We start from the raw sequence: 18,104 nt of genomic DNA on the forward strand, positions 1-18,104 counted from the left end.
CTCACGACAGGTCCACGCAGACGTTGGTGAGTTCGGAGTAGAAGTTCAGCGAGTGCACGCCGCCTTCGCGGCCGATGCCGGACGCCTTCACCCCGCCGAACGGGGTGCGCAGGTCACGCAGGAACCACGTGTTGACCCAGACGATGCCAGCGTCGAGCTGCGCCCCGGCGCGGTGCGCGACGCCCACGTCCCGGGTCCACACGGCCGCCGCCAGGCCGTATTCGGTGCCGTTCGCGAGGGCGTACGCCTCGTCCTCGGTGTCGAACGGCGCCACGTGCACCACCGGGCCGAAGATCTCCTCCCGGTTGGTGCGGGCGTCCGGGCCGAGCCCGGTGAGCACCGTCGGCTGCACGTACGACCCGCCGTCGCGGGCGTCACCGAAAGTGGGCGTGCCACCGCCGGTGAGCACCTCGGCACCCTCGGTGCGGGCCAGCTCGTACGCGCCGAGCACCTTCGCCCGATGCTGCTGGGAGATCAGCGGCATGGTGGCGGTGGCCTCGTCGGTCGGCCAGCCGTACGCCAGTTCGCCTGCCCGCTTCGCGAGCCGGGCGGTGAACTCCTCGAAGACCGGGCGCTGCACATAGAGACGTTCGGTGCAGAGACACACCTGGCCGCCATTGGTGAAGCTGGAACGCATCGAACCGGCCACCGCGGCATCCAGGTCGGCGTCGGCGAAGACCAGGCCGGCGTTCTTGCCGCCCAGCTCGAAGCTCACCGCCTTCACCCCGTCGGCGGCGGCCCGCATGATCGCACCGCCGGTGGCCGACTCGCCGGTGAAGGTGATCGCGTCGACCCCCGGGTGGCGGGTGAGGAACTCGCCGGCCGAGTCCGGCCCGAACCCGTGCACCACGTTGAACACGCCGGCCGGTACGCCAGCTGCGGCCATCACCTCGGCGAGCAGCGTCGCCGAGGCGGGCGTCTCCTCGCTGGGCTTGACCACGACGGCGTTGCCGCAGGCCAGCGCCGGGGCCACCTTCCAGGTGAGCAGCAGCAACGGCAGGTTCCACGGCACGATGACCGCGACCACGCCGACCGGCTTGCGGAGCGCGTAGTTCAGCGCCCGGCCGCCGGTCGGGGTGACCGTCGTGAACGACTCGGTGGGCGCGGTCGCCACGATCTCCGCGAACGCCCGGAAGTTCGCCGCACCGCGCGGGATGTCCAGCGTGCGGGCCTGGGCGATGGATTTGCCGGTGTCGGCGACCTCGGCGGTGACCAGATCGTCGAAGCGGCGCTCCAACTCGTCGGCGACCCGGCGCAGCACCTCGGCGCGTTCCCGCTCGCCCATCCGGCCCCATGGGCCGCGCATCGCCGCCCGGGCGGCGGCCACCGCGTCGTCCACGGTGGACTTCGATGCCTCGACCACCTCGAAGACCGGTTCCCCGGTCACCGGGCTGGCCTTGGTGAACGTCGGCCCGCCGTCGACGAACTCGCCGGCGACGAAGTTGCGCAACCGCTGCGGACCACTCGGTGCGTGGCCGGCCAGCAACCGCGGATCCCAGGTGCCGGTCATGCGCGCCTCCCTCGGCTCAGTGCCGCGCCGACCGCGCCGACCAGCATCAGCGCGGCCCCGCCGACGACCGCGCCCAGCACCCGGTGCTGTCGGCGCACCCGGCGGCGAACCTCCGCGTACGGGGTGGTGGAGAAGGACACCAGCTCGTACTCGGAAACGTACCGGCCGGGCAGGGCCCGCTCCAGTGCGTGCTCCACCCGCCGCCTGAGCTGGAAGACCGGGGAGGCGACCTTGTCCCGCATCTCCACAAAATTGGTCAGTGCCATCGTCGCGATGGCCTCGGCGTTCTGCTGCCGGCGTCGCTGGAACAGCGGCAGCGCCGCCAACCAGTCGTCGGCGCACTCGTCCAGGCAACGGTCCAGCTCGACCACGTCCTCGAAGGCGCAGTTGGCGCCCTGGCCATAGAAGGGCACGATCGCGTGCGCCGCGTCGCCGAGCAGGCCGACCGTGCCGTAGACCTGCCAGGGGGTGCAGCGGACCGTGCCGAGCACGCCCACCGGGTTCTGCTGGTAGTCGTCGACCAGGTTCGGGGCCAGCGGAACGACGTCCGGGTAGTGCTCCGCGAAGTACCGTTCGATCTCCGCCGGGCTGCTGAGCGAGGCGAAGCTGCCAGCACCGTCGTTGGGCCAGAACAGCGTGCAGGTGAAGGAGCGGTCCGGGTTCGGCAACGCGATCATCATCGAGGTGCCGCGCGGCCAGATGTGCAGCGCGTCCTCCTCCAGGGCGAAGTCCCCGCCCAGCGGTGGGATCGTGAGCTCCTTGTAGCCGTAGTCGAGGAAGTTCACGCTCTCGTTCAGCAACCCGTACGCGAGCAGCTGCCCGCGCACCGCGGAGCCGGCGCCGTCGGCACCCAGCACGACCGACGCCTTGGCGGCGGCCGGGCCCTGCGGGGTCTCGAACCTCAGGGTGCCGTCGGTCGGATCGAGCCCGACCAACCGGTGGTCGAAGACGACCCGCACCCCGGGCAGCGCGGCGGCCTCGTCCAGCAGCGCGTTGTTCAGCGCACCCCGGCTGATCGAGTTGATCGCCCGGTCACCGGCCGCGCTGTACGACTGGAACTGCTGCTCCCCCTCGACGGGGTGGATCATCCGGCCGCGCATCGGCAGCGCATCGGTCATCACCTGCTCGGCCAGCCCGATCCGGTGCAACGCGTCCAGCCCACGCTCGGAGAGCGCCAGGTTGATCGAGCGACCCCGCTCCGCCGTGCCCAGACGCGGGTCGGACCGGCGCTCGTAGAGGGCCACCGGGTAGCCACGTCGGGCCAGGAAGCAGGCGGCCAGACAGCCGGCCAGCCCAGCACCGATGATCGCGATCTCGTCGCGCCGCGCGGTCATGGGGCCACCTGCCCAACCGTCGCCGCGAGTGCTGCGGCGGCCCGCCAACAGTCGTGATACGTGGAGTAGAGCGGCACCGGTGCGAACCGGATGATGTCCGGCTCGCGGGCGTCGGCGATGACGCCATGCTCGTACCGCAGGCGTTTGGTCAGCTCGGCGGCGTTGCCGGCGCCGATGCGCACCGAGAGCTGGCAGCCGCGCCGGGCGGGGTCGCGCGGGGTGACCACGCGCAGCGGCCGGTCGGCGACGACCTCGTCCAGCAGCGACTCCAGCCAGCCGGTGAGTCGCAGGCTGCGTGCGCGCAGCGCCGGCATGCCGACCGCGTCGAACAGCTCCAGCGAGGTGCGCACCGGGCCCATCGCGAAGATCGGCGGGTTGGAGATCTGCCAGGCCTCCACGGTGGCCGGTGGCCGGGACACCGGGGTCATCTCGAACCGGGTGGCCGCCGCGGTGCTCCACCAACCCTCGAAGCGGGGCAGGTCCTCATCGCCGAGGTGCCGCTCATGCACGAAGACGCCCGCCAGGGCACCCGGGCCTGAGTTCAGGTACTTGTAGGAGCACCACGCGGCGAAGTCGACGTCCCAGTCGTGCAGGGCCAGCGGCACGTTGCCGGCCGCGTGAGCCAGGTCCCAACCGACCACCGCGCCGGCCGACCGGCCGGCTGCCGTGATCGCCGGGATGTCCAGCAGCTCACCGGTGAGGTAGTTGACCCCACCGAGCAGCACCAGCGCCACCCGGTCGCCCTCGGCCGCCAGGTAGTCGGTCACGTCCTCGGTGCGCAGGGAGTCCTCGCCGACGCGCGGGCGCAGCCGGACCACGGTGTCGTCCGGGTCCAGACCGTGGAACCGGGCCTGACTGCGCACGGCGTAACTGTCCGAGGGGAACGCGGAGTCCTCGATGACGATGCGGGTGCGGGCGCCGGCCGGGCGGTAGAAACTCACCATCAGCAGGTGCAGGTTGACCGTGAGCGAGTTCATCACCACGGTCTCCGCGGGCCGGCCGCCGACAAGTCGCGCGGCCGGCGCGGTCAACAACTCGTGGTACGGCAACCAGGCGCGCTCCGCATCGAGGTGCCCCTCGACGCCGAGCCGCCCCCAGGCGTCCAGGTCGGCGAGGAGTTCGTCGCGGGTGGCCCGGGGTTGCAGGCCGAGCGAGTTGCCGGCGAGGTACGCCGATTCGGGATGGTCACCGCCGTCGGCCGGTGGCACGTGGAACAGGTGCCGGTGGCCCGGGTCGGTTTCGTCGAGGCGGTGCGCCTCACGTTCTGGGGTGTGCACAGGGGTTTCTCGCTCTCCGGTCACATCGCGGTGCGGGCCGACCACAGCTCCGGGAAAACCACCCGGGCCATGCTGCGCTGCAACCACGCCAGGCCGGCGGAGCCGCCGCTGCCGACCTTGGCGCCCATTGTCCGCTGCACCGCCTTGACGTGGTTCCAGCGCCAGTCGCCGAACTCCTCGGCGACACCGCTCAGCGCCTCGCCGAGCAGTCGCAGGTGATTGTCCGGGCCGGTGTCGGTGTAGATCCGGACCCAGGCCGCCTCGACCGACGGCTGCGGGTCGTGCTCGACGGTCACGTCCCGGTCGAGCAGGTCGGCGGGGAGGTCGAAGCCACGCCGGGCGAGCAACGCGAGCACGTCGTCCCAGAGGCTCGGGGTGGCCAGCGCGGCGCTCAGCGCGGCGTGCACCTCGGTCTGCCGGCGGAACGGGCGGATCAGCGTCGGGTCGCGCAGCCCGAGCAGGAACTCCAGATGCCGGTACATGGCCGACTGGAAGCCGGAGCCCTCGCCGAGCAGGTTGCGGAACCGGTTGAAGTCGGCCGGGGTCATCCAGCGCAGACCCTGCCAGGCGGCGTTGAGCCCTTCCAGGTGCAGGGCGGCGCGGCGCAGTGGGGCCAGCGCCTCCCACACCTGGTCGGCGCGGATCAGCCGCTGCGTTTCCCGCAGCTCGTGGCAGGTCAGCCCGAAGTACAGCTCCATGATCTGGCTGACCATCAGGAAGGACATCTCGCCGGGGTCGCTGCTGAGTGGCTGCTGTAGCTGGTGCAGGGTGCTGGCCTGCACGTACGCGTCGTACGGCACCCGCTCGGCGAACTCCAGTGTCGGCTCGCCACCGTTGCGTGCGGCGCGGGCGGCCCGCTGCCGCGGGGTCACCGGTCGCACCAAGGCAGGGCGGTTCGGCGCCTGCCGCTCCGTCTGATCCACCATCTGTCTCCCTCCCCGGACTAGCGACGTCATGATCTCGCGGTCGGATCGGCTTGCGGAATGCCGGATCAACGGCTCTTGTCACATTCTCCTGGCGAACCAAAGGCAACTAGGCGAAGTTGGTTCACGAAAGTAAGGTCTGAGCGTGGACGACATGGACTGGGCGCTGCTGCGCGAGTTGCAGGCCGACGCACGGCTCTCCTTCAGCGAGTTGTCCCGGCGGGTGCACCTGTCGCCACCGGCGGTCGCGGAGCGGGTCCGTCGGCTGGAGGAGACCGGAGTCATCACCGGCTACCACGCTCATGTCGACCTGAGTCGAGCCGGCCGGACCGTGGTCGCGCTGATCAGAATGTCCTGCTACGGGGCGCGATGCATCCTGCACGATCCGGCGGTGACCAGCTGGCCGGAGATCCTGGAAATCCACCGGATCACCGGGGACGCGTGCAGCATGCTGAAGGTGGCCGCCGGTTCGATCGGAGCGTTCGAGGGGGTCATCGACCGGCTCGCCCCATACGGGCAGCCGTCGAGCACGATGGTCCTCTCCTCCCCGCTGGACTGGCGCCCGATCACGCCGCTCCCCTCCACCGGGGCCACCCCGCGTCAGCGCTGACCCGTCCCGCCCGCCCGCGGGTTTGCCCCCGCGTCAGGGGGAAAGCAGCATGCGTGCCCAGGGGAGGGTTCCGGCGGTCGTCGCCGGTTGGGGGGAAATCATGCAGGGTATCCGCACGATCAACCGCGCGCTCTCGTCCGCACTGACACTGGTGGGGCTGGTCGGGGCGTTCGTCCTGATGTCGGTCGCGCCGGCGCACGCTGGCGAGAACACCTTCGTCGAGGTGACGCCGAACAGCGCCCAGGCCGGTAGCCGGGTCACCATCAAGGCGAGCTGCGACAACAACAACAATAACCAGCAGCAGCAGTCCAGCGTGCAGTCCGACGCGTTCGGGCGCGTGACGCTCAGACCGGACAGGGGCTTCCTGACCGGGCAGGCCACCATTGCGCGTGACAAGCAGCCCGGTGACTACCCGGTCGACCTGCGCTGCGAGAACGGCCAGACCGCCTCGACCACGCTGACTGTGCTGAACATGGCCTCGCCCAGCAAGGGACCGGCGACCGGGGGCGGCGGGACGGCCGGCGGTCGCGGTACCGGCTCACTGCTGGTGCTCGGCGGCGTGGCGCTGGTGGCCACCACGATCGCGCTCGGAATGGCGGGCGGCCGGCGCCGGACGGGAGCCGGCTCCTGAGCCGGATGACCCATGACCCGCAGATCCGCGCGTGCGCGGCGGGACCGCCGCGCCCGCTTCCGGGCCGGGCCGGCGCTGCGCGCTTCCGGCCGGCTGCTGGCCCGCGCCTCCAGCCGGCTACGCCGGGCCGCCGGGCAGGCCGTGTCGGCCAGCGTCGCCACCACCGATCCGGCCACCCGCCCGCTGCCACCGCGTCGCCCGGCCGGGTCACCGCTGGCCCGCCACCGTTTCGGTACGGGACCGGGGTTGCCGGTGCTGGCCATCGCCGCGCTGATGGTGCTGATCGTGACGATGCTCGGCGTCGAACAGGTGACCGGAATAAGCGTGTTGCCGGACCAGCTCAGCGCCGGCCTGCGACCGCCACCGAAGAAGTTTCCGGTGCTGTCGGCCAGCCATCCGACCAGCCTCGCCATCCAAAAGATCGGCCTGGAGGCGCCCGTGCACGACGTGGGCATCGCCCCGGACGGCACGATCGCCGTCCCGGACGTGGGCCGCGCCCAGGAGGCCGGCTGGTACGACCAGGGGCCAACCCCCGGCCAGTACGGTCCGGCGGTGATCGTCGGGCACGTCGACACCACCACCGGGCCGGCGGTCTTCCACAAACTCCGCGAGCTGCGCAACGGCGACCAGGTCGAGGTCACCCGCACCGACCGGAGCGTGGCGATCTTCGAGGTGAATTCGGTGGAACGGTTCGACAAGGGGCGACTGCCGGTCGACGAGGTGTACGGCGACTTCAGCCGCCCGAGCCTTCGGCTGATCACCTGCGGCGGCCCATGGGTCGGCGGCGAAACCGGCTACGCGGACAACGTCGTGGTCTTCGCGTCGCTGGTCAAGGCGCGTGGAGGTGGTTGAGCCAGGCGAGACCGGGACTGGGGGTCAGTTCTGGCCGGGGCTTGCTATGGGTAACCCTGCGACCTTGGCACAATCGAGCAGTCGCCGGTCGTAGCTGACAAAGGCGACAAGTGCCGTTCCGGACTCGTTGGTCAAAACCTGGGCGGTAGCAAGGTGGATGGCGTCGAGGCTGCGTAGCGTCGGCTCGGCGAACGCGGCTGCGGTCGCGCGGATCGTGCCGTCGATTTCCAGCCGGAAGAGCCGTCCGACGGCCGCCGGCACTCCGATCAATGCTTGCGGGGCTGATCGACGTAACGCTCTGGGCACTTCAACCTCGACGAGGGCGGAGGAAACCAGCGGGACGTCTCCATGGTTGTTGAGCCAGGAGATAAGGTCAGCGCTGCACGCCTCCTGCCGAACCAACTTGACGACGGCTGCGGAGTCGAGGTAGATCACCAGCGCTCCTCGTCCCGCATCTCAGCGAGCGTGGCGGCCACGTCCACATCCTCGTCACCGAGCTTCGGCGGAAGCGGGACAGGGCCGCCGCTGTTCGGAGCGACGGCCCGCCCCGCGGCTACGAGTTTGGCCAGCATTGACCTGTCGTCACTTACCGGAACCAGTCGGGCGATCGGATGCCCGCGATCGGTGATCTCGACGGTTTCGCCGCCACTCACCCGAGCCAGTACCTGACTCGTGTTCTGGTTCAACTCTCGGACCCCGATGCGTTCCACAGACAAAGTGTAGAACTAGATGTTCTACACTGCCAGCTTCGCGCCAATTACCGATAAGGGACAGCGGCCATGGCCGCGGCCCATGGGAGTGCGCGACGCCTGAGCCACCGGGCACCTTCGGTCATCGGAGTCAGGCGGCTACTTCCGGTTCCCTCAGGTCCAGCCAGTCGGCCCAGCGGGGGTCGGGGGCGCGGTGTCCCAGGACCCGCCAGGCGGTGCCCTTCGGCGCGGCGGGCGACGCGGGTAATCGCCAGCCCATCTCGGCCGGAGTCTTGTCGCCCTTGGTGTGGTTGCAGCGGGCGCACGCGGCGACCACGTTCTCCCAGGCGTGCCGGCCACCCCGGCTGCGCGGGAACACATGGTCGATGGTCTCGGCCGGGCCTCGGCAGTAGGCGCACCGCCAGCCGTCCCGGGCGAAGATCGCCCGCCGGGACAGCCCGACATGCGTTCGGTACGGCACACGGACGAAGCGGGTCAACCGGACCACGGATGGCACCGGAAGCGCGTCGCGGGCGCTGTGCAGGATGCCGTCACCATCAGCGACACAGATCGCCTTGGCGGTGAGGACGAGGATCGCGGCACGGCGCACCGACACGACACACAGCGGCTCGTAGGTGGCGTTGAGGACCAACGCGCCGGAGCCCACCATGGGTCGTATGTCAGGCATCGCGCTCACCCTCCCGGTTCAGCGGCTGCTGCGGATCGCCACCGACCGGGGCCCGGCACAACGGCCCACACGGTCGGCGCCGGGCCGATCACCGACGTCCGTTGGGCCAATAGTCCCTGATCGGACCCCGGATTGCACGTACTAATCTTGCTTCTGGTAAGCGGATCACCCGGATCGGGACGAAGCGCCGATCCGGCCGCCGGCTAGACAGTCCAGCAACCGCCGGCTCGTATGGTCACCAGCATGATCGACAAGATCTTCGCCGCGATGTTGCGCCACCGGCACGTTGTCCTGGTAGTTGGGCTGCTGGTGGCGGCAGTGAACGCTGCGGCCGTCGGGTTCGCGCCCACTTTGGGAAAGCGCCTGTTCGTCCCCCTGCTCTTCCTCGCCATGACGCTCCTGCTCCTGGCGATCATCGCCATGGGGATTCGTCCGGCCTACTTCGTGGTGCGGCCGCAGACTCCGGCCTTCGCCACACCCGCGCCGGCGTGGAAGGTGTTGTTTGCCCTCGGCTACCTCGGGTCCGCGTCGGCCCACATCGGCGCAATGGTGCGCTGGACCAGGCAGGGCACTGAGTCGACGTTCGACGTGGTTCTCGGTGTCCCCTGGCTCGTGCTGGCCGCGCTGCTGGTGATTGAGGCGTGGCGGGGTCACGGGGTGCAGCTTTATCCGCACGGGCTACGGCAGAGTTCCCCTCTCGGCTCGCTCACCGTGCCGTGGGAGGCCCTACCGGCCCCGCGGATCCCCCCGAGTGCCGACCGCCCCTATTGGCTCCGGATGGCGTTCGCGGAACCCCAGTTGGTTCGGCGGCGTGGCATCCCGTGGAGCCGGAAGGCTCTGCGTACGGACAACGTCGACGCAGGATTTCTCGCTGCGGTGATCCGGCACTACGTCAGTCACCCCGAACACCGGGCTGCGATCGGCAGCCAGGCCGAGTACGAACGGCTTCTCGCCGAGCTGCCCGAGCGGAACGGTTGAAAGGGCGCGAGCAACAGCAACAGGCACTCCCGTCGACCAGGATCGGCACCCTGCCCTGGGCGGCAGGTCACCCGGCGGGTGGGTCGGCGGCGGGCGCTCGGGCCCCTTGCGGTACGAAGACAGGGTGAGTGCCGCCAGCGTGACGCCCCTAGCCCTGTCCGACACCGTATCGGTGAACTGTCAGGGCAGCACCTCCTGCGAGTGGATTTACCGGATCACCGGGTCCGCCTGGTTCGCCGAGGGCAGTTACTGGATCCTGCTCAAGCCTCTACGGGTGCTGCTGATCGTGGCGCTGGCGATGGTGGCCCGCTGGGCGCTGCACCGGACCATCGACCGGTTGGTCCGGACGACCACCGATGGTGCGGTGCCGACGATGCTGCGGCCGCTGCGCGAACGGGTGCCCAGCGCCGCGGTCGATCCGGCCGAGTTCGTGCCCGAGCGGCGACGGCAGCGGGCCGAGGCGATCGGTTCCGTGCTGCGCAGCCTGACCACCGCGTTCGTCTTCGGCATCGCGCTGCTGATGACCCTGCGCGAGTTCAGCTTCGACCTGGCTCCGCTGCTGGCCAGCGCGGGGATCGCCGGCGTCGCGCTGGGCTTCGGCGCGCAGAGCCTGGTCAAGGACCTGATCGCCGGTCTCTTCATGTTGATCGAGGATCAGTACGGCGTGGGCGACAACGTCGACCTGGGCGAGGCGATGGGCGTTGTCGAGTCGGTCGGGCTACGGGTCACCACCGTGCGCGACGGTCGCGGTGTGCTCTGGTACATCCGCAACGGCGAGATCATCCGGGTGGGCAACAAGAGCCAGGGCTGGGCCCTCGTGGTGGTGGACCTGCCGATCGGTTTCAGCAGCACCGAGGAGGCCACCGCCGTTCTGCGTACCGCGGCTGCCTCGATCGTCATGGACCCGGAACTGTCGCCGGAGATCGTGGCGGCGCCGGAGGTGTTGGGTGTCGAGCAGGTGACGGTGGACGGCGCGGTTATCCGGACGGTGGTGAAGACGACCGCGGACGGGCAGTTCGCGGTGGGCCGGGAGTTGCGTCGACGGCTCGCGGAGGCGCTGGAGAATTCGGGGATCACCGCGCAGATCGCGGCCGCCCGCATTTATCCAGGGCTGCCGGCCCAACCGTTGCCCGACGGTGAGACTGGTCAGGGCGGCGCCACCTGACCCAGCCGGCAATGTCCTCCAATTCAGGGGTCGCGAGCCTCCCGGCCCCTCAGGTATCGTCCGTTCGTTTAGTCGGGGAAGCGACGAACGATCCGTTCGGCCTAGCCAGTTGTCAGACGATCGGGCAGAATCCGGAACACGCGTTCCCGCCGGAGCGTGATCACATCCTCGCTGATCCGCAGATCTGACGAGTGCTTCCGGCCGGGCTGCCACGAGCGGCCGAGCCGGGGGCCCATGGAGGCGACGGTGCCCGACGAGCGACCTTCCACGGAAGGCCCCGCCACTTTTCGCGAGGTGTTCGCCCAGCACGAGTTCCGGGCCGTGTTGGTGGCCGGCACCCTCTCCTGGGTCGGCGACTACGTCGCGAAGGCCGCCGTCACCCTGCTCGTCTACCAACAGACCAAATCCGTCGCGCTCTCCGCGGCCGCCTTCGCGGTCAGTTTCCTGCCCTGGCTGCTCGGTGGTCCCGTGCTCGCCGCGCTCGCGGAGCGGTACCCGTTCCGCCGGGTGATGGTGGCGTGTGACGTCATCCGCATGGTGCTGATGATGCTCATCGCCATCCCGAACCTGCCGTACCAGGCGGTGTTGGTGCTCATCTTCGCCGCCACCCTGGCCAACCCGCCGAGCCAGGCGGCGAAGTCCGCGCTGATACCGCAGCTGCTCACCGGGGACCGGCTGGTGCTGGGGCTGTCGCTGAACAGCAGCGTCGGGCAGGCCGCCCAGGTCGTCGGGTACGTGTTCGGCGCCGCTGTCGCCGCGATCAGCCCGGAGATGGCGTTGCTGTTCAACGCGGCCAGCTTCGGCCTCTCGGCGCTGCTGGTCCGCCTCGGTGTGCGGGACCGCCCGGCGGTGCTGAATCCGGCGCACCGCAGCCACCTGCTGCGGGAGACGCACCAGGGGTTCGCCATCGTGTTCCATACTCCGGTGTTGCGGGCGATCGCGGTGCTGGTGTTCAGCGCGATGCTCTTCTCGGTCGTTCCCGAGGGGCTGGCCGCTGCCTGGGCCAACGAGGGGGTCCGCGGCGACATGAGCGCGGGCACGGCCCAAGCAGTGATCATGGTGGCCAACCCGGTTGGTTTCATCCTCGGCGGGTTGTTGGTGAGTCGCCTGTGCGGGCCGACCCGCCGACTGAGGCTGATGCGGCCGCTCGCGGTGATCGCCCCCCTGGTGCTGGTGCCCGCGTTGCTCAACCCGCCACCGCTGGTGGTGGCCTTGCTGGCCGGCCTCTGCGGTTTCGCGGTCGCCGGCATGCTGCCGATGGCCAACGGGCTGTTCGTTCAGGCACTGCCCAACGGCTTCCGGGCCCGCGCCTTCGGCGTGATGGCTACCGGCGTGCAGGTCATCCAGGGTTTCGCGGTGCTGGTCACCGGGTTGCTCGCCGAGCGTTTCCCCATTCCGGTGGTGGTCGGGGTGTGGAGCGCAGCCGGGGTGGTGCTGATGGCGGCGGCCACGCTGCGCTGGCCGGACCGGCAGACAGTGGATGACGCGATCGCCGCAGCCTCCGCGGCCAACGCCGAGCCGCCTCCCGGCCCGGCCGCAGGCACTCCCGAGCCGCGCGCTGACGACGGGCACCGCCGGCACGCCGTCACCTGACCCGGAGAGCCGACATCGACGCGAGCGGGCCGGGCGCACGGCCTGCAGGCGCGTCGGCCCGGCGTGATCCGACGCACGGTGTGCGGGTCGGGCCGGCACGGAGCGCACCTGGCAGGATGGAACGGTGAACCCCGCAGGTGAATCCGACCGTCCCGGTGCGTCGATGACCCTCTTCGAAGCGGTCGGCGGCGAACCCACCTTCCGCAAGCTGGTCGACGAGTTCTACGTCGGCGTCGCCAGCGACCCCCTGCTGCGGCCGATGTACCCGGAGGAGGACCTGGGGCCGGCTGCGGACCGGATGACCCTGTTCCTCATGCAGTACTGGGGCGGGCCGAACACGTACTCCGCCCAGCGTGGTCACCCGCGGCTGCGGATGCGGCACGCGCCCTTCCGGATCGGCGCGGCCGAGCGGGACGCCTGGCTGCGGAACATGCGCCGCGCCGTGGACCGGCTCGACCTGGAGCCGGAGATCGCCGGCACGCTCTGGGACTACCTGGAGCGGGCCGCGTACTTCATGGTCAACGTCGAGGACGACCCGGCCACCGGCGTCTGACCCGCCCGACCCACGGGCAGCGTCAGAGCAGCGCGCCCTCGTCGTGCAGCCAGTCCACGAAGCTGGTGGCGACCGCCGCGCCGCAGTCGAGCATCTCGACCAGCAGCGCGTCGTGGGTGCCGGCACCGAGTGGCACCTGGAGCTCGGCGTAGATCGGTAGCTGCCCGCGCTCGGTCGGGTCGCCGATGTACGCCTTGCAGAACCGGCGGGTGTGGTTCCACTCGTTGACCACCCGGTATGCCCGGTCAGCCCAGTCGGGTGGAACGGTGGCATGCGGACGTGCCCGCATGACCAGGATCTCGTCCTCCGGACCTTCGAGGGTGACCAGCACGGCGTGCCGCTCCCACATGGCCAGCAGGTTGCCGTCGCCATCGGCCAGGTAGCGCACGTCGAGCAGGTCGAGTGCGTCGCAGACCCGGCGCAGACTCACCGGCTCGACGGTCGCAGGCACCTCGGTCAGGGCGGGCCGCTCGTTGGCCGGGCAGTCGTCCCCCGGCTGGCGAGGGCTCGGTGGCCCGACTCGGACCGCACTCTCCATTGTGATCCCGCTTCGGGTTTCCGGATCGCCGCCGTCGGCGGGACCGGGGCGCCATGACCACCACGGCATCGCTCGCGCACCTCACTCCCCAGCGGATCCAGCCGCCTACGGTGCGTTGGATCCGAGGATGGACGGTACCCGGACAGCCGAGTTGAAGCACCCCCCCAACGACCGCCCCAGACCAGAAGAATGAGCCCGGGTCATCCTTTCGGATGAGTAGCCAGGGGTGTCACGGCAAGATCCGTGGCCTTCTGCAACCATGCCGCTCCGTATGGTCCCACCAGGCCGACCCAACGGCCGGCCACCCGCACCTGAACGGCGGGCTCATCGTGACCGGCGACCGGGCCGTCGGCGGCGCCGAGGAAGCCCATCCGGACCACCCCCTGCACCAGCCGCTGCGGCACCTCCACCGGCGACGCGGGCGCCCCGTCCGGAGTGACCCGCACCGCCACGTGGTCGAGCAACGCGTCGCGCAGCGCCCGCTGACCCACCGCGCGGCCGGCCACACCCTGCTCGCTCGCCGTGCGGAGGGTGCCCGCCGCCGCGTCCGCGATCCGTCGCAGCTCGGCAACGGGCAGCGCCTCCACCTGCCGGCTGTGCACCGACGGCAGCGGCCACCGCCACTGCGCGTCCCGGCGGGTCGGCAGGGCCGCGCCACCATGCTCCAGCTCGGCCAGCAGCTCTGCGGCGGCCACCGTGACGTCCTCGGCGGGGCCGTCGGCCGGCCCACCGGCCACCGTGCGGACCACCAGGACCTGCCACGGCAGCCGGGCCCAGAGGGCGACCCGGCCGGGCCCACCGGCCGGCCGCAGCCGGACCGGTGCGGTCGGATCCAACCGGACCAGCCGGGCCAGGAAGGCACCCGCGTCCGCCACCCCGGCGACACCGTGCGTCGGCACCGACGCACGGCCAGGCTCAGCCATACCCGGCCGAGTCATGCCACGCCGCCCTGCGGTGCGTACGTCAGCAGGAACTCCCGCTCCTCAGGGGTGATCCGCCGGGGCACCTGGCGGGTCAGGTCGAACGGCACCAGCACCGAACGGGCGCGGCTGGCCAGCACCTCGCCGTCGTACAGCTCGTAGGCGACGGTGAACCGGGAGGCCCGGATCTCCTCCACCCACAGCTCGATCCGAACCGTGGGTGCCGCCTCCGCGGTGGCCCGGCCCAGCGCGTAGTCGACCGGGCGCAGGTAGTCGACCTCGTGGCGGCGGATCACCACCCCGTCGGCGAACGAGCCGACTCCCCAGGCCCGGCCGCCGGCGAACATCAACGCCACCCGCGCCTCCTCGTACAGGGTGAGGAAGCGCGAGTTGTTGACGTGGCCGTACGCGTCCAGGTCGGACCAGCGCAAGGTGCAGTGGTAGACGAAGCGGTCAGTCACGGGTGAGCTTGCGGTAGGTCACCCGGTGCGGCCGGGCGGCCTCCGCGCCGAGGCGGTCAATCTTGTTCTTCTCGTACGCCTCGAAGTTGCCCTCGAACCAGAACCACTTGGCCGGGTCCTGGTCGTCGCCCTCCCAGGCCAGGATGTGCGTGGCGACCCGGTCCAGGAACATCCGGTCGTGGGAGATGACCACGGCGCAGCCGGGAAACTCCAGCAGCGCGTTCTCGAGGCTGGACAGCGTCTCCACGTCCAGGTCGTTGGTCGGCTCGTCGAGCAGGATGACGTTGCCGCCGATCTTCAGGGTCAGCGCCAGGTTGAGCCGGTTGCGTTCGCCTCCGGAGAGCACCTTGGTCGGCTTCTGCTGGTCCGGCCCCTTGAAGCCGAACGCGGCGATGTACGCCCGCGACGGCATTTCGACCTTGCCCACCATCAGGTAGTCCAGCCCGTCGGAGACGACCTCCCAGACGGTCTTGTCGCCGTTGAGGCCCTCCCGGTTCTGGTCGACGTACGACAGGGAGACCGTCTCGCCGACCCGCACCTTGCCGTCGGTCGGCTGCTCCAGCCCGACGATGGTCTTGAACAGCGTGGTCTTGCCGACGCCGTTGGGGCCGATGATGCCGACGATGCCGTTACGCGGCAGCGAGAACGACAGGTCGTCGATGAGCACCCGGTCGCCGAAGCCCTTGGTGAGGTGGGCCGCCTCGATGACCGTGCTGCCCAGTCGCGGGCCCGGCGGGATCTGGATCTCTTCGAAGTCCAGTTTGCGGGTCTTCTCCGCCTCGTTGGCCATCTCGTCGTACCGGTCCAGGCGGGCCTTGGACTTGGTCTGCCGGGCCTTGGCGTTGGAGCGGACCCACTCCAGCTCCTCGGTGAGGCGCTTCTTCATCTTGGCGTCGCGGCGACCCTCGACGGCGAGCCGGGCGGCCTTCTTCTCCAGGTAGGTGGAGTAGTTGCCCTCGTAGCCGATGGCCCGGCCGCGGTCCAGCTCCAGGATCCAGCCGGCCACCTTGTCCAGGAAGTACCGGTCGTGGGTGATCGCCATGACGGTGCCGGCGTACTTGGCCAGGTGCTGCTCCAGCCAGGAGACGCTCTCCGCGTCCAGGTGGTTGGTGGGCTCGTCGAGCAGCAGCAGGTCGGGTGCCTCCAGCAGCAGCTTGCAGAGCGCGACCCGGCGGCGCTCACCACCGGAGAGCTGGGTCACGTCGGCGTCCGGCGGCGGGCAGCGCAGCGCGTCCATGGCCAGTTCGAGCTTGGAGTCGACGTCCCAGGCGTCGGCGTGGTCCAGCTCCTCCTGGAGCCTGCCCATCTCCTCCATCAGCTCGTCGGAGTAGTCCGTCGCCATCTGCTCGGCGATCTTGTTGAACCGCTCCAGCTTGGCCTTGGTCCCGGCGACCGCCTCCTCGACGTTGCCGAGCACGGTCTTGGTCTCGTTGAGCGGGGGCTCCTGGGCGAGCATGCCGACGGTGTAGCCGGGCATGAGCCGGGCCTCGCCGTTGCTCGGCTTGTCGAGCCCCGCCATGATCTTGAGGAGGCTGGACTTACCGGCGCCATTCGGACCGAGCACACCGATCTTGGCCCCCGGCAGGAAGCTCAACGTCACGTTGTCGAGCACGACCTTGTCGCCGTGCGCCTTGCGCGCCTTTTCCAGGACGTAGATGTACTGGGCCACGGTGCGGGCTACCTCCGTCGGTTGCTGTCGCTGATCGGCGGCGCGGCGCGGGCTGCGAGGACCGCCCGCCGCCGCCGGCCGGGAGCCGGCCGCGCGCACGCCATCATCAATCCTGACAGGTACGGCGCGCTTCGCCCACATCACCCCGCCCCAGGAGTACGCGGGCGAGCCGCTGTCGACAAGATCACCTTTAGGATTCGGCGCAGACGAGGCGGGTAGGAGACTCCGGCACGGGGCACCAGACGCCGCAGCTACGCTCAGTACGCTCATCGCGGTGGACCCGTCAGCACCCGGAGGTGGCCGATCGTGACCGTCCGTAGTTCCTTTGTCGTAGTGGCGAATCGTCTGCCGGTCGACGAGGTGAGCACACCCGAGGGACGGCAGTGGCGGCGCAGCCCCGGCGGGCTGGTCACCGCGCTGCATCCCGTTCTCGCCGAACACCAGGGCACCTGGGTCGGCTGGGCCGGTGGCACCGGCGCAGCCCCGGAGCCGTTCGACCTGGAGGGGATCCGACTGCACCCGGTCCCCCTCAGCGCCGAGGAGTTGGAGCGCTACTACGAGGGCCAGTCCAACGCGACGATCTGGCCGCTCTACCACGACGCGGTGGAGACGCCGGCCTACAAGCGCCGGTGGCGGGAGGCGTACCGCCTGGTCAACGCGCGGTTCGCGGAGGCCGCGGCGGACGTGGCGGCCGAGGGCGCGACGGTCTGGGTGCAGGACTACCAGCTCCAGTTGGTCCCGGCGATGCTCCGTGAGCTGCGCCCGGACCTGCGGATCGGGTTCTTCCTGCACATCCCGTTTCCGCCGATCGAGCTGTTCATGCAGATGCCGTTCCGCACCGAGATCCTGCGCGGCCTGCTCGGCGCCGACCTGGTCGGTTTCCAGCAGCGGCTGGCCGCGCAGAACTTCGTCCGGCTGGCCCGGCACCTGCTCGGGCTGCGCTACGAGGGGCAGATGATCCAGGTCGACGGTCGGCAGGTGAAGGCGGGCGCCTTCCCCATCTCGATCGACACCCAGGAGATGGAGCGGATGGCCGCCGACCCGGCGATCCAGGCCCGGGCCAAGCAGATTCGCGCCGAGTTGGGCGACCCGAAGACGATCATCCTGGGCGTGGACCGGCTGGATTACACCAAGGGCATCGAGTTGCGCCTCAAGGCCTTCCGCGAACTGTTGGCTGACGGAAAGTTGACAGTCCCGGACGCGGTTATGGTGCAGGTGGCCACACCCAGCCGAGAGCGCGTCGAGCACTACCAGGCACTTCGGGTCAAGGTAGAACGCGAGGTTGGTCGGATCAATGGCGAATTCGGCAGGGTCGGCGTGCCTGCGGTGCATTACCTGCATCAGTCGTACAGTCGCAGTGAGCTGGCCGCGATGTATGTCGCTGCCGATGTGATGATGGTGACCCCGCTGCGAGACGGTATGAATCTGGTCGCCAAGGAGTATGTCGCGTCGCGCGCCGACCAGGGTGGCGCGCTCGTGCTCAGTGAGTTCGCTGGCGCCGCAACGGAGCTGCGCCAGGCCTTTTTGTGTAACCCGCACGATCCGGACGCGGTCAAGGACGCCCTGCTCCGGGCAGTGCACGTGGAGAAAACCGAGGCACGCCGCCGGATGCGGACAATGCAACGTCACCTGCGTACCCACGACGTGGGCCACTGGGCCACCTCTTTCCTCTCCGAACTTGGAGTTTCCGAGGCGGAGGCCCAGTGAACACGA

The 18,104-nt window shown here is 70.2% G+C and carries 19 protein-coding genes; 8 read left to right on the top strand and 11 right to left on the bottom strand.

All coding sequences use genetic code 11. The features are described 5' to 3' along the window. Window position 1 precedes the first annotated feature (1 nt). The 4 genes from OG811_RS04385 to OG811_RS04400 are packed head-to-tail and all read right to left on the bottom strand — an operon-like array spanning window position 2 to window position 5,044. Complete coding sequence (locus OG811_RS04385; RefSeq protein WP_406075508.1) at window positions 2-1,483, bottom strand: 2-hydroxymuconic semialdehyde dehydrogenase; 1,482 nt, start codon at window positions 1,481-1,483, stop codon at window positions 2-4. 23 nt (window positions 1,484-1,506) lie between these two features. Beyond that, window positions 1,507-2,844, bottom strand: a complete 1,338-nt coding sequence (locus OG811_RS04390; protein ID WP_406072323.1) for an FAD-dependent oxidoreductase — start codon at window positions 2,842-2,844, stop codon at window positions 1,507-1,509. Then, entirely contained in the window at window positions 2,841-4,166 is a 1,326-nt protein-coding gene (kynU, locus tag OG811_RS04395) for a kynureninase (protein ID WP_406072324.1), read from the bottom strand. Before kynU ends, OG811_RS04390 begins: the two co-directional genes overlap by 4 nt. Then, window positions 4,142-5,044, bottom strand: a complete 903-nt coding sequence (locus tag OG811_RS04400; RefSeq protein WP_406075509.1) for a tryptophan 2,3-dioxygenase — start codon at window positions 5,042-5,044, stop codon at window positions 4,142-4,144. Before OG811_RS04400 ends, kynU begins: the two co-directional genes overlap by 25 nt. Window positions 5,045-5,189: 145 nt before the next feature. On the opposite strand from OG811_RS04400, the gene OG811_RS04405 reads away from it, so the two are divergent. The 3 genes from OG811_RS04405 to OG811_RS04415 all read left to right on the top strand — a co-directional run bounded on the left by OG811_RS04405 (window position 5,190) and on the right by OG811_RS04415 (window position 7,137). Continuing rightward, window positions 5,190-5,654 carry an Lrp/AsnC family transcriptional regulator gene (locus OG811_RS04405; RefSeq protein ID WP_406072325.1) on the top strand — a complete coding sequence of 155 codons (465 nt, stop codon included), beginning with the start codon at window positions 5,190-5,192 and terminating at the stop codon, window positions 5,652-5,654. Window positions 5,655-5,802: 148 nt separating this feature from the next. Beyond that, window positions 5,803-6,285: a hypothetical protein gene (locus tag OG811_RS04410; RefSeq protein ID WP_406075511.1), complete on the top strand. Its 483-nt coding sequence runs from the start codon at window positions 5,803-5,805 to the stop codon at window positions 6,283-6,285. A gap of 75 nt (window positions 6,286-6,360) precedes the next feature. After that, on the top strand, window positions 6,361-7,137 hold the full coding sequence (locus OG811_RS04415) for a class F sortase (RefSeq protein WP_406075512.1): 777 nt from the start codon (window positions 6,361-6,363) through the stop codon (window positions 7,135-7,137). A gap of 24 nt (window positions 7,138-7,161) precedes the next feature. Here OG811_RS04415 and OG811_RS04420 read toward each other — a convergent pair whose 3' ends face one another. From OG811_RS04420 to OG811_RS04430, 3 genes are all read right to left on the bottom strand, one after another. After that, a complete protein-coding gene (locus OG811_RS04420) occupies window positions 7,162-7,572 on the bottom strand; it encodes a type II toxin-antitoxin system VapC family toxin (RefSeq protein ID WP_406072326.1) in 411 nt (136 codons plus the stop codon). Continuing rightward, window positions 7,569-7,847: a type II toxin-antitoxin system Phd/YefM family antitoxin gene (locus OG811_RS04425; RefSeq protein ID WP_406072327.1), complete on the bottom strand. Its 279-nt coding sequence runs from the start codon at window positions 7,845-7,847 to the stop codon at window positions 7,569-7,571. The genes OG811_RS04420 and OG811_RS04425 overlap by 4 nt, the downstream gene beginning before the upstream one ends. Window positions 7,848-7,977: 130 nt before the next feature. Next, a complete protein-coding gene (locus OG811_RS04430; RefSeq protein WP_406072328.1) occupies window positions 7,978-8,514 on the bottom strand; it encodes an HNH endonuclease in 537 nt (178 codons plus the stop codon). Window positions 8,515-8,757: 243 nt separating this feature from the next. Here OG811_RS04430 and OG811_RS04435 point away from each other — a divergent pair, with 243 nt between their 5' ends. The 4 genes from OG811_RS04435 (at window position 8,758) to OG811_RS04450 (ending at window position 12,803) form a co-directional block, all read left to right on the top strand. Next, a complete protein-coding gene (locus tag OG811_RS04435; protein WP_406072330.1) occupies window positions 8,758-9,492 on the top strand; it encodes a hypothetical protein in 735 nt (244 codons plus the stop codon). Between the two features lie 106 nt (window positions 9,493-9,598). Beyond that, window positions 9,599-10,657 carry a mechanosensitive ion channel family protein gene (locus OG811_RS04440; protein ID WP_406072332.1) on the top strand — a complete coding sequence of 353 codons (1,059 nt, stop codon included), beginning with the start codon at window positions 9,599-9,601 and terminating at the stop codon, window positions 10,655-10,657. Window positions 10,658-10,891: 234 nt separating this feature from the next. Continuing rightward, a complete protein-coding gene (locus tag OG811_RS04445) occupies window positions 10,892-12,250 on the top strand; it encodes an MFS transporter (protein ID WP_406072334.1) in 1,359 nt (452 codons plus the stop codon). Window positions 12,251-12,413: 163 nt separating this feature from the next. Next, window positions 12,414-12,803, top strand: coding sequence for a globin (locus tag OG811_RS04450; protein WP_406072336.1), 390 nt, complete (start codon window positions 12,414-12,416; stop codon window positions 12,801-12,803). 22 nt (window positions 12,804-12,825) lie between these two features. On the opposite strand, the gene OG811_RS04455 is transcribed toward OG811_RS04450, so the two are convergent. From OG811_RS04455 to ettA, 4 genes are all read right to left on the bottom strand, one after another. Continuing rightward, window positions 12,826-13,410: a YbjN domain-containing protein gene (locus OG811_RS04455; RefSeq protein WP_406072337.1), complete on the bottom strand. Its 585-nt coding sequence runs from the start codon at window positions 13,408-13,410 to the stop codon at window positions 12,826-12,828. Window positions 13,411-13,541: 131 nt separating this feature from the next. Then, window positions 13,542-14,279, bottom strand: a complete 738-nt coding sequence (locus OG811_RS04460) for a hypothetical protein (protein WP_406072338.1) — start codon at window positions 14,277-14,279, stop codon at window positions 13,542-13,544. Then, window positions 14,276-14,722, bottom strand: a complete 447-nt coding sequence (locus OG811_RS04465; protein ID WP_406072340.1) for an acyl-CoA thioesterase — start codon at window positions 14,720-14,722, stop codon at window positions 14,276-14,278. Before OG811_RS04465 ends, OG811_RS04460 begins: the two co-directional genes overlap by 4 nt. Next, window positions 14,715-16,391 carry an energy-dependent translational throttle protein EttA gene (ettA, locus tag OG811_RS04470; protein WP_406072342.1) on the bottom strand — a complete coding sequence of 559 codons (1,677 nt, stop codon included), beginning with the start codon at window positions 16,389-16,391 and terminating at the stop codon, window positions 14,715-14,717. Before ettA ends, OG811_RS04465 begins: the two co-directional genes overlap by 8 nt. A gap of 306 nt (window positions 16,392-16,697) precedes the next feature. Here ettA and OG811_RS04475 point away from each other — a divergent pair, with 306 nt between their 5' ends. Next, window positions 16,698-18,098: a trehalose-6-phosphate synthase gene (locus tag OG811_RS04475; protein WP_406072344.1), complete on the top strand. Its 1,401-nt coding sequence runs from the start codon at window positions 16,698-16,700 to the stop codon at window positions 18,096-18,098. Window positions 18,099-18,104 lie beyond the last annotated feature (6 nt).

The sequence above is a fragment of the Micromonospora sp. NBC_01638 genome, assembly GCF_045209745.1.
Lineage (GTDB): Bacteria > Actinomycetota > Actinomycetes > Mycobacteriales > Micromonosporaceae > Micromonospora.

Bases quoted from the DNA above. Each gene is read 5' to 3' on its own strand.
- OG811_RS04390 (WP_406072323.1), bottom strand. From the start codon at position 2,844: ATGACCGCGCGGCGCGACGAGATCGCGATCATCGGTGCTGGGCTGGCC.
- OG811_RS04430 (WP_406072328.1), bottom strand. From the start codon at position 8,514: ATGCCTGACATACGACCCATGGTGGGCTCCGGCGCGTTGGTCCTCAAC.
- OG811_RS04435 (WP_406072330.1), top strand. From the start codon at position 8,758: ATGATCGACAAGATCTTCGCCGCGATGTTGCGCCACCGGCACGTTGTC.
- OG811_RS04445 (WP_406072334.1), top strand. From the start codon at position 10,892: ATGGAGGCGACGGTGCCCGACGAGCGACCTTCCACGGAAGGCCCCGCC.
- OG811_RS04450 (WP_406072336.1), top strand. From the start codon at position 12,414: ATGACCCTCTTCGAAGCGGTCGGCGGCGAACCCACCTTCCGCAAGCTG.
- OG811_RS04455 (WP_406072337.1), bottom strand. From the start codon at position 13,410: ATGCCGTGGTGGTCATGGCGCCCCGGTCCCGCCGACGGCGGCGATCCG.
- OG811_RS04460 (WP_406072338.1), bottom strand. From the start codon at position 14,279: ATGACTCGGCCGGGTATGGCTGAGCCTGGCCGTGCGTCGGTGCCGACG.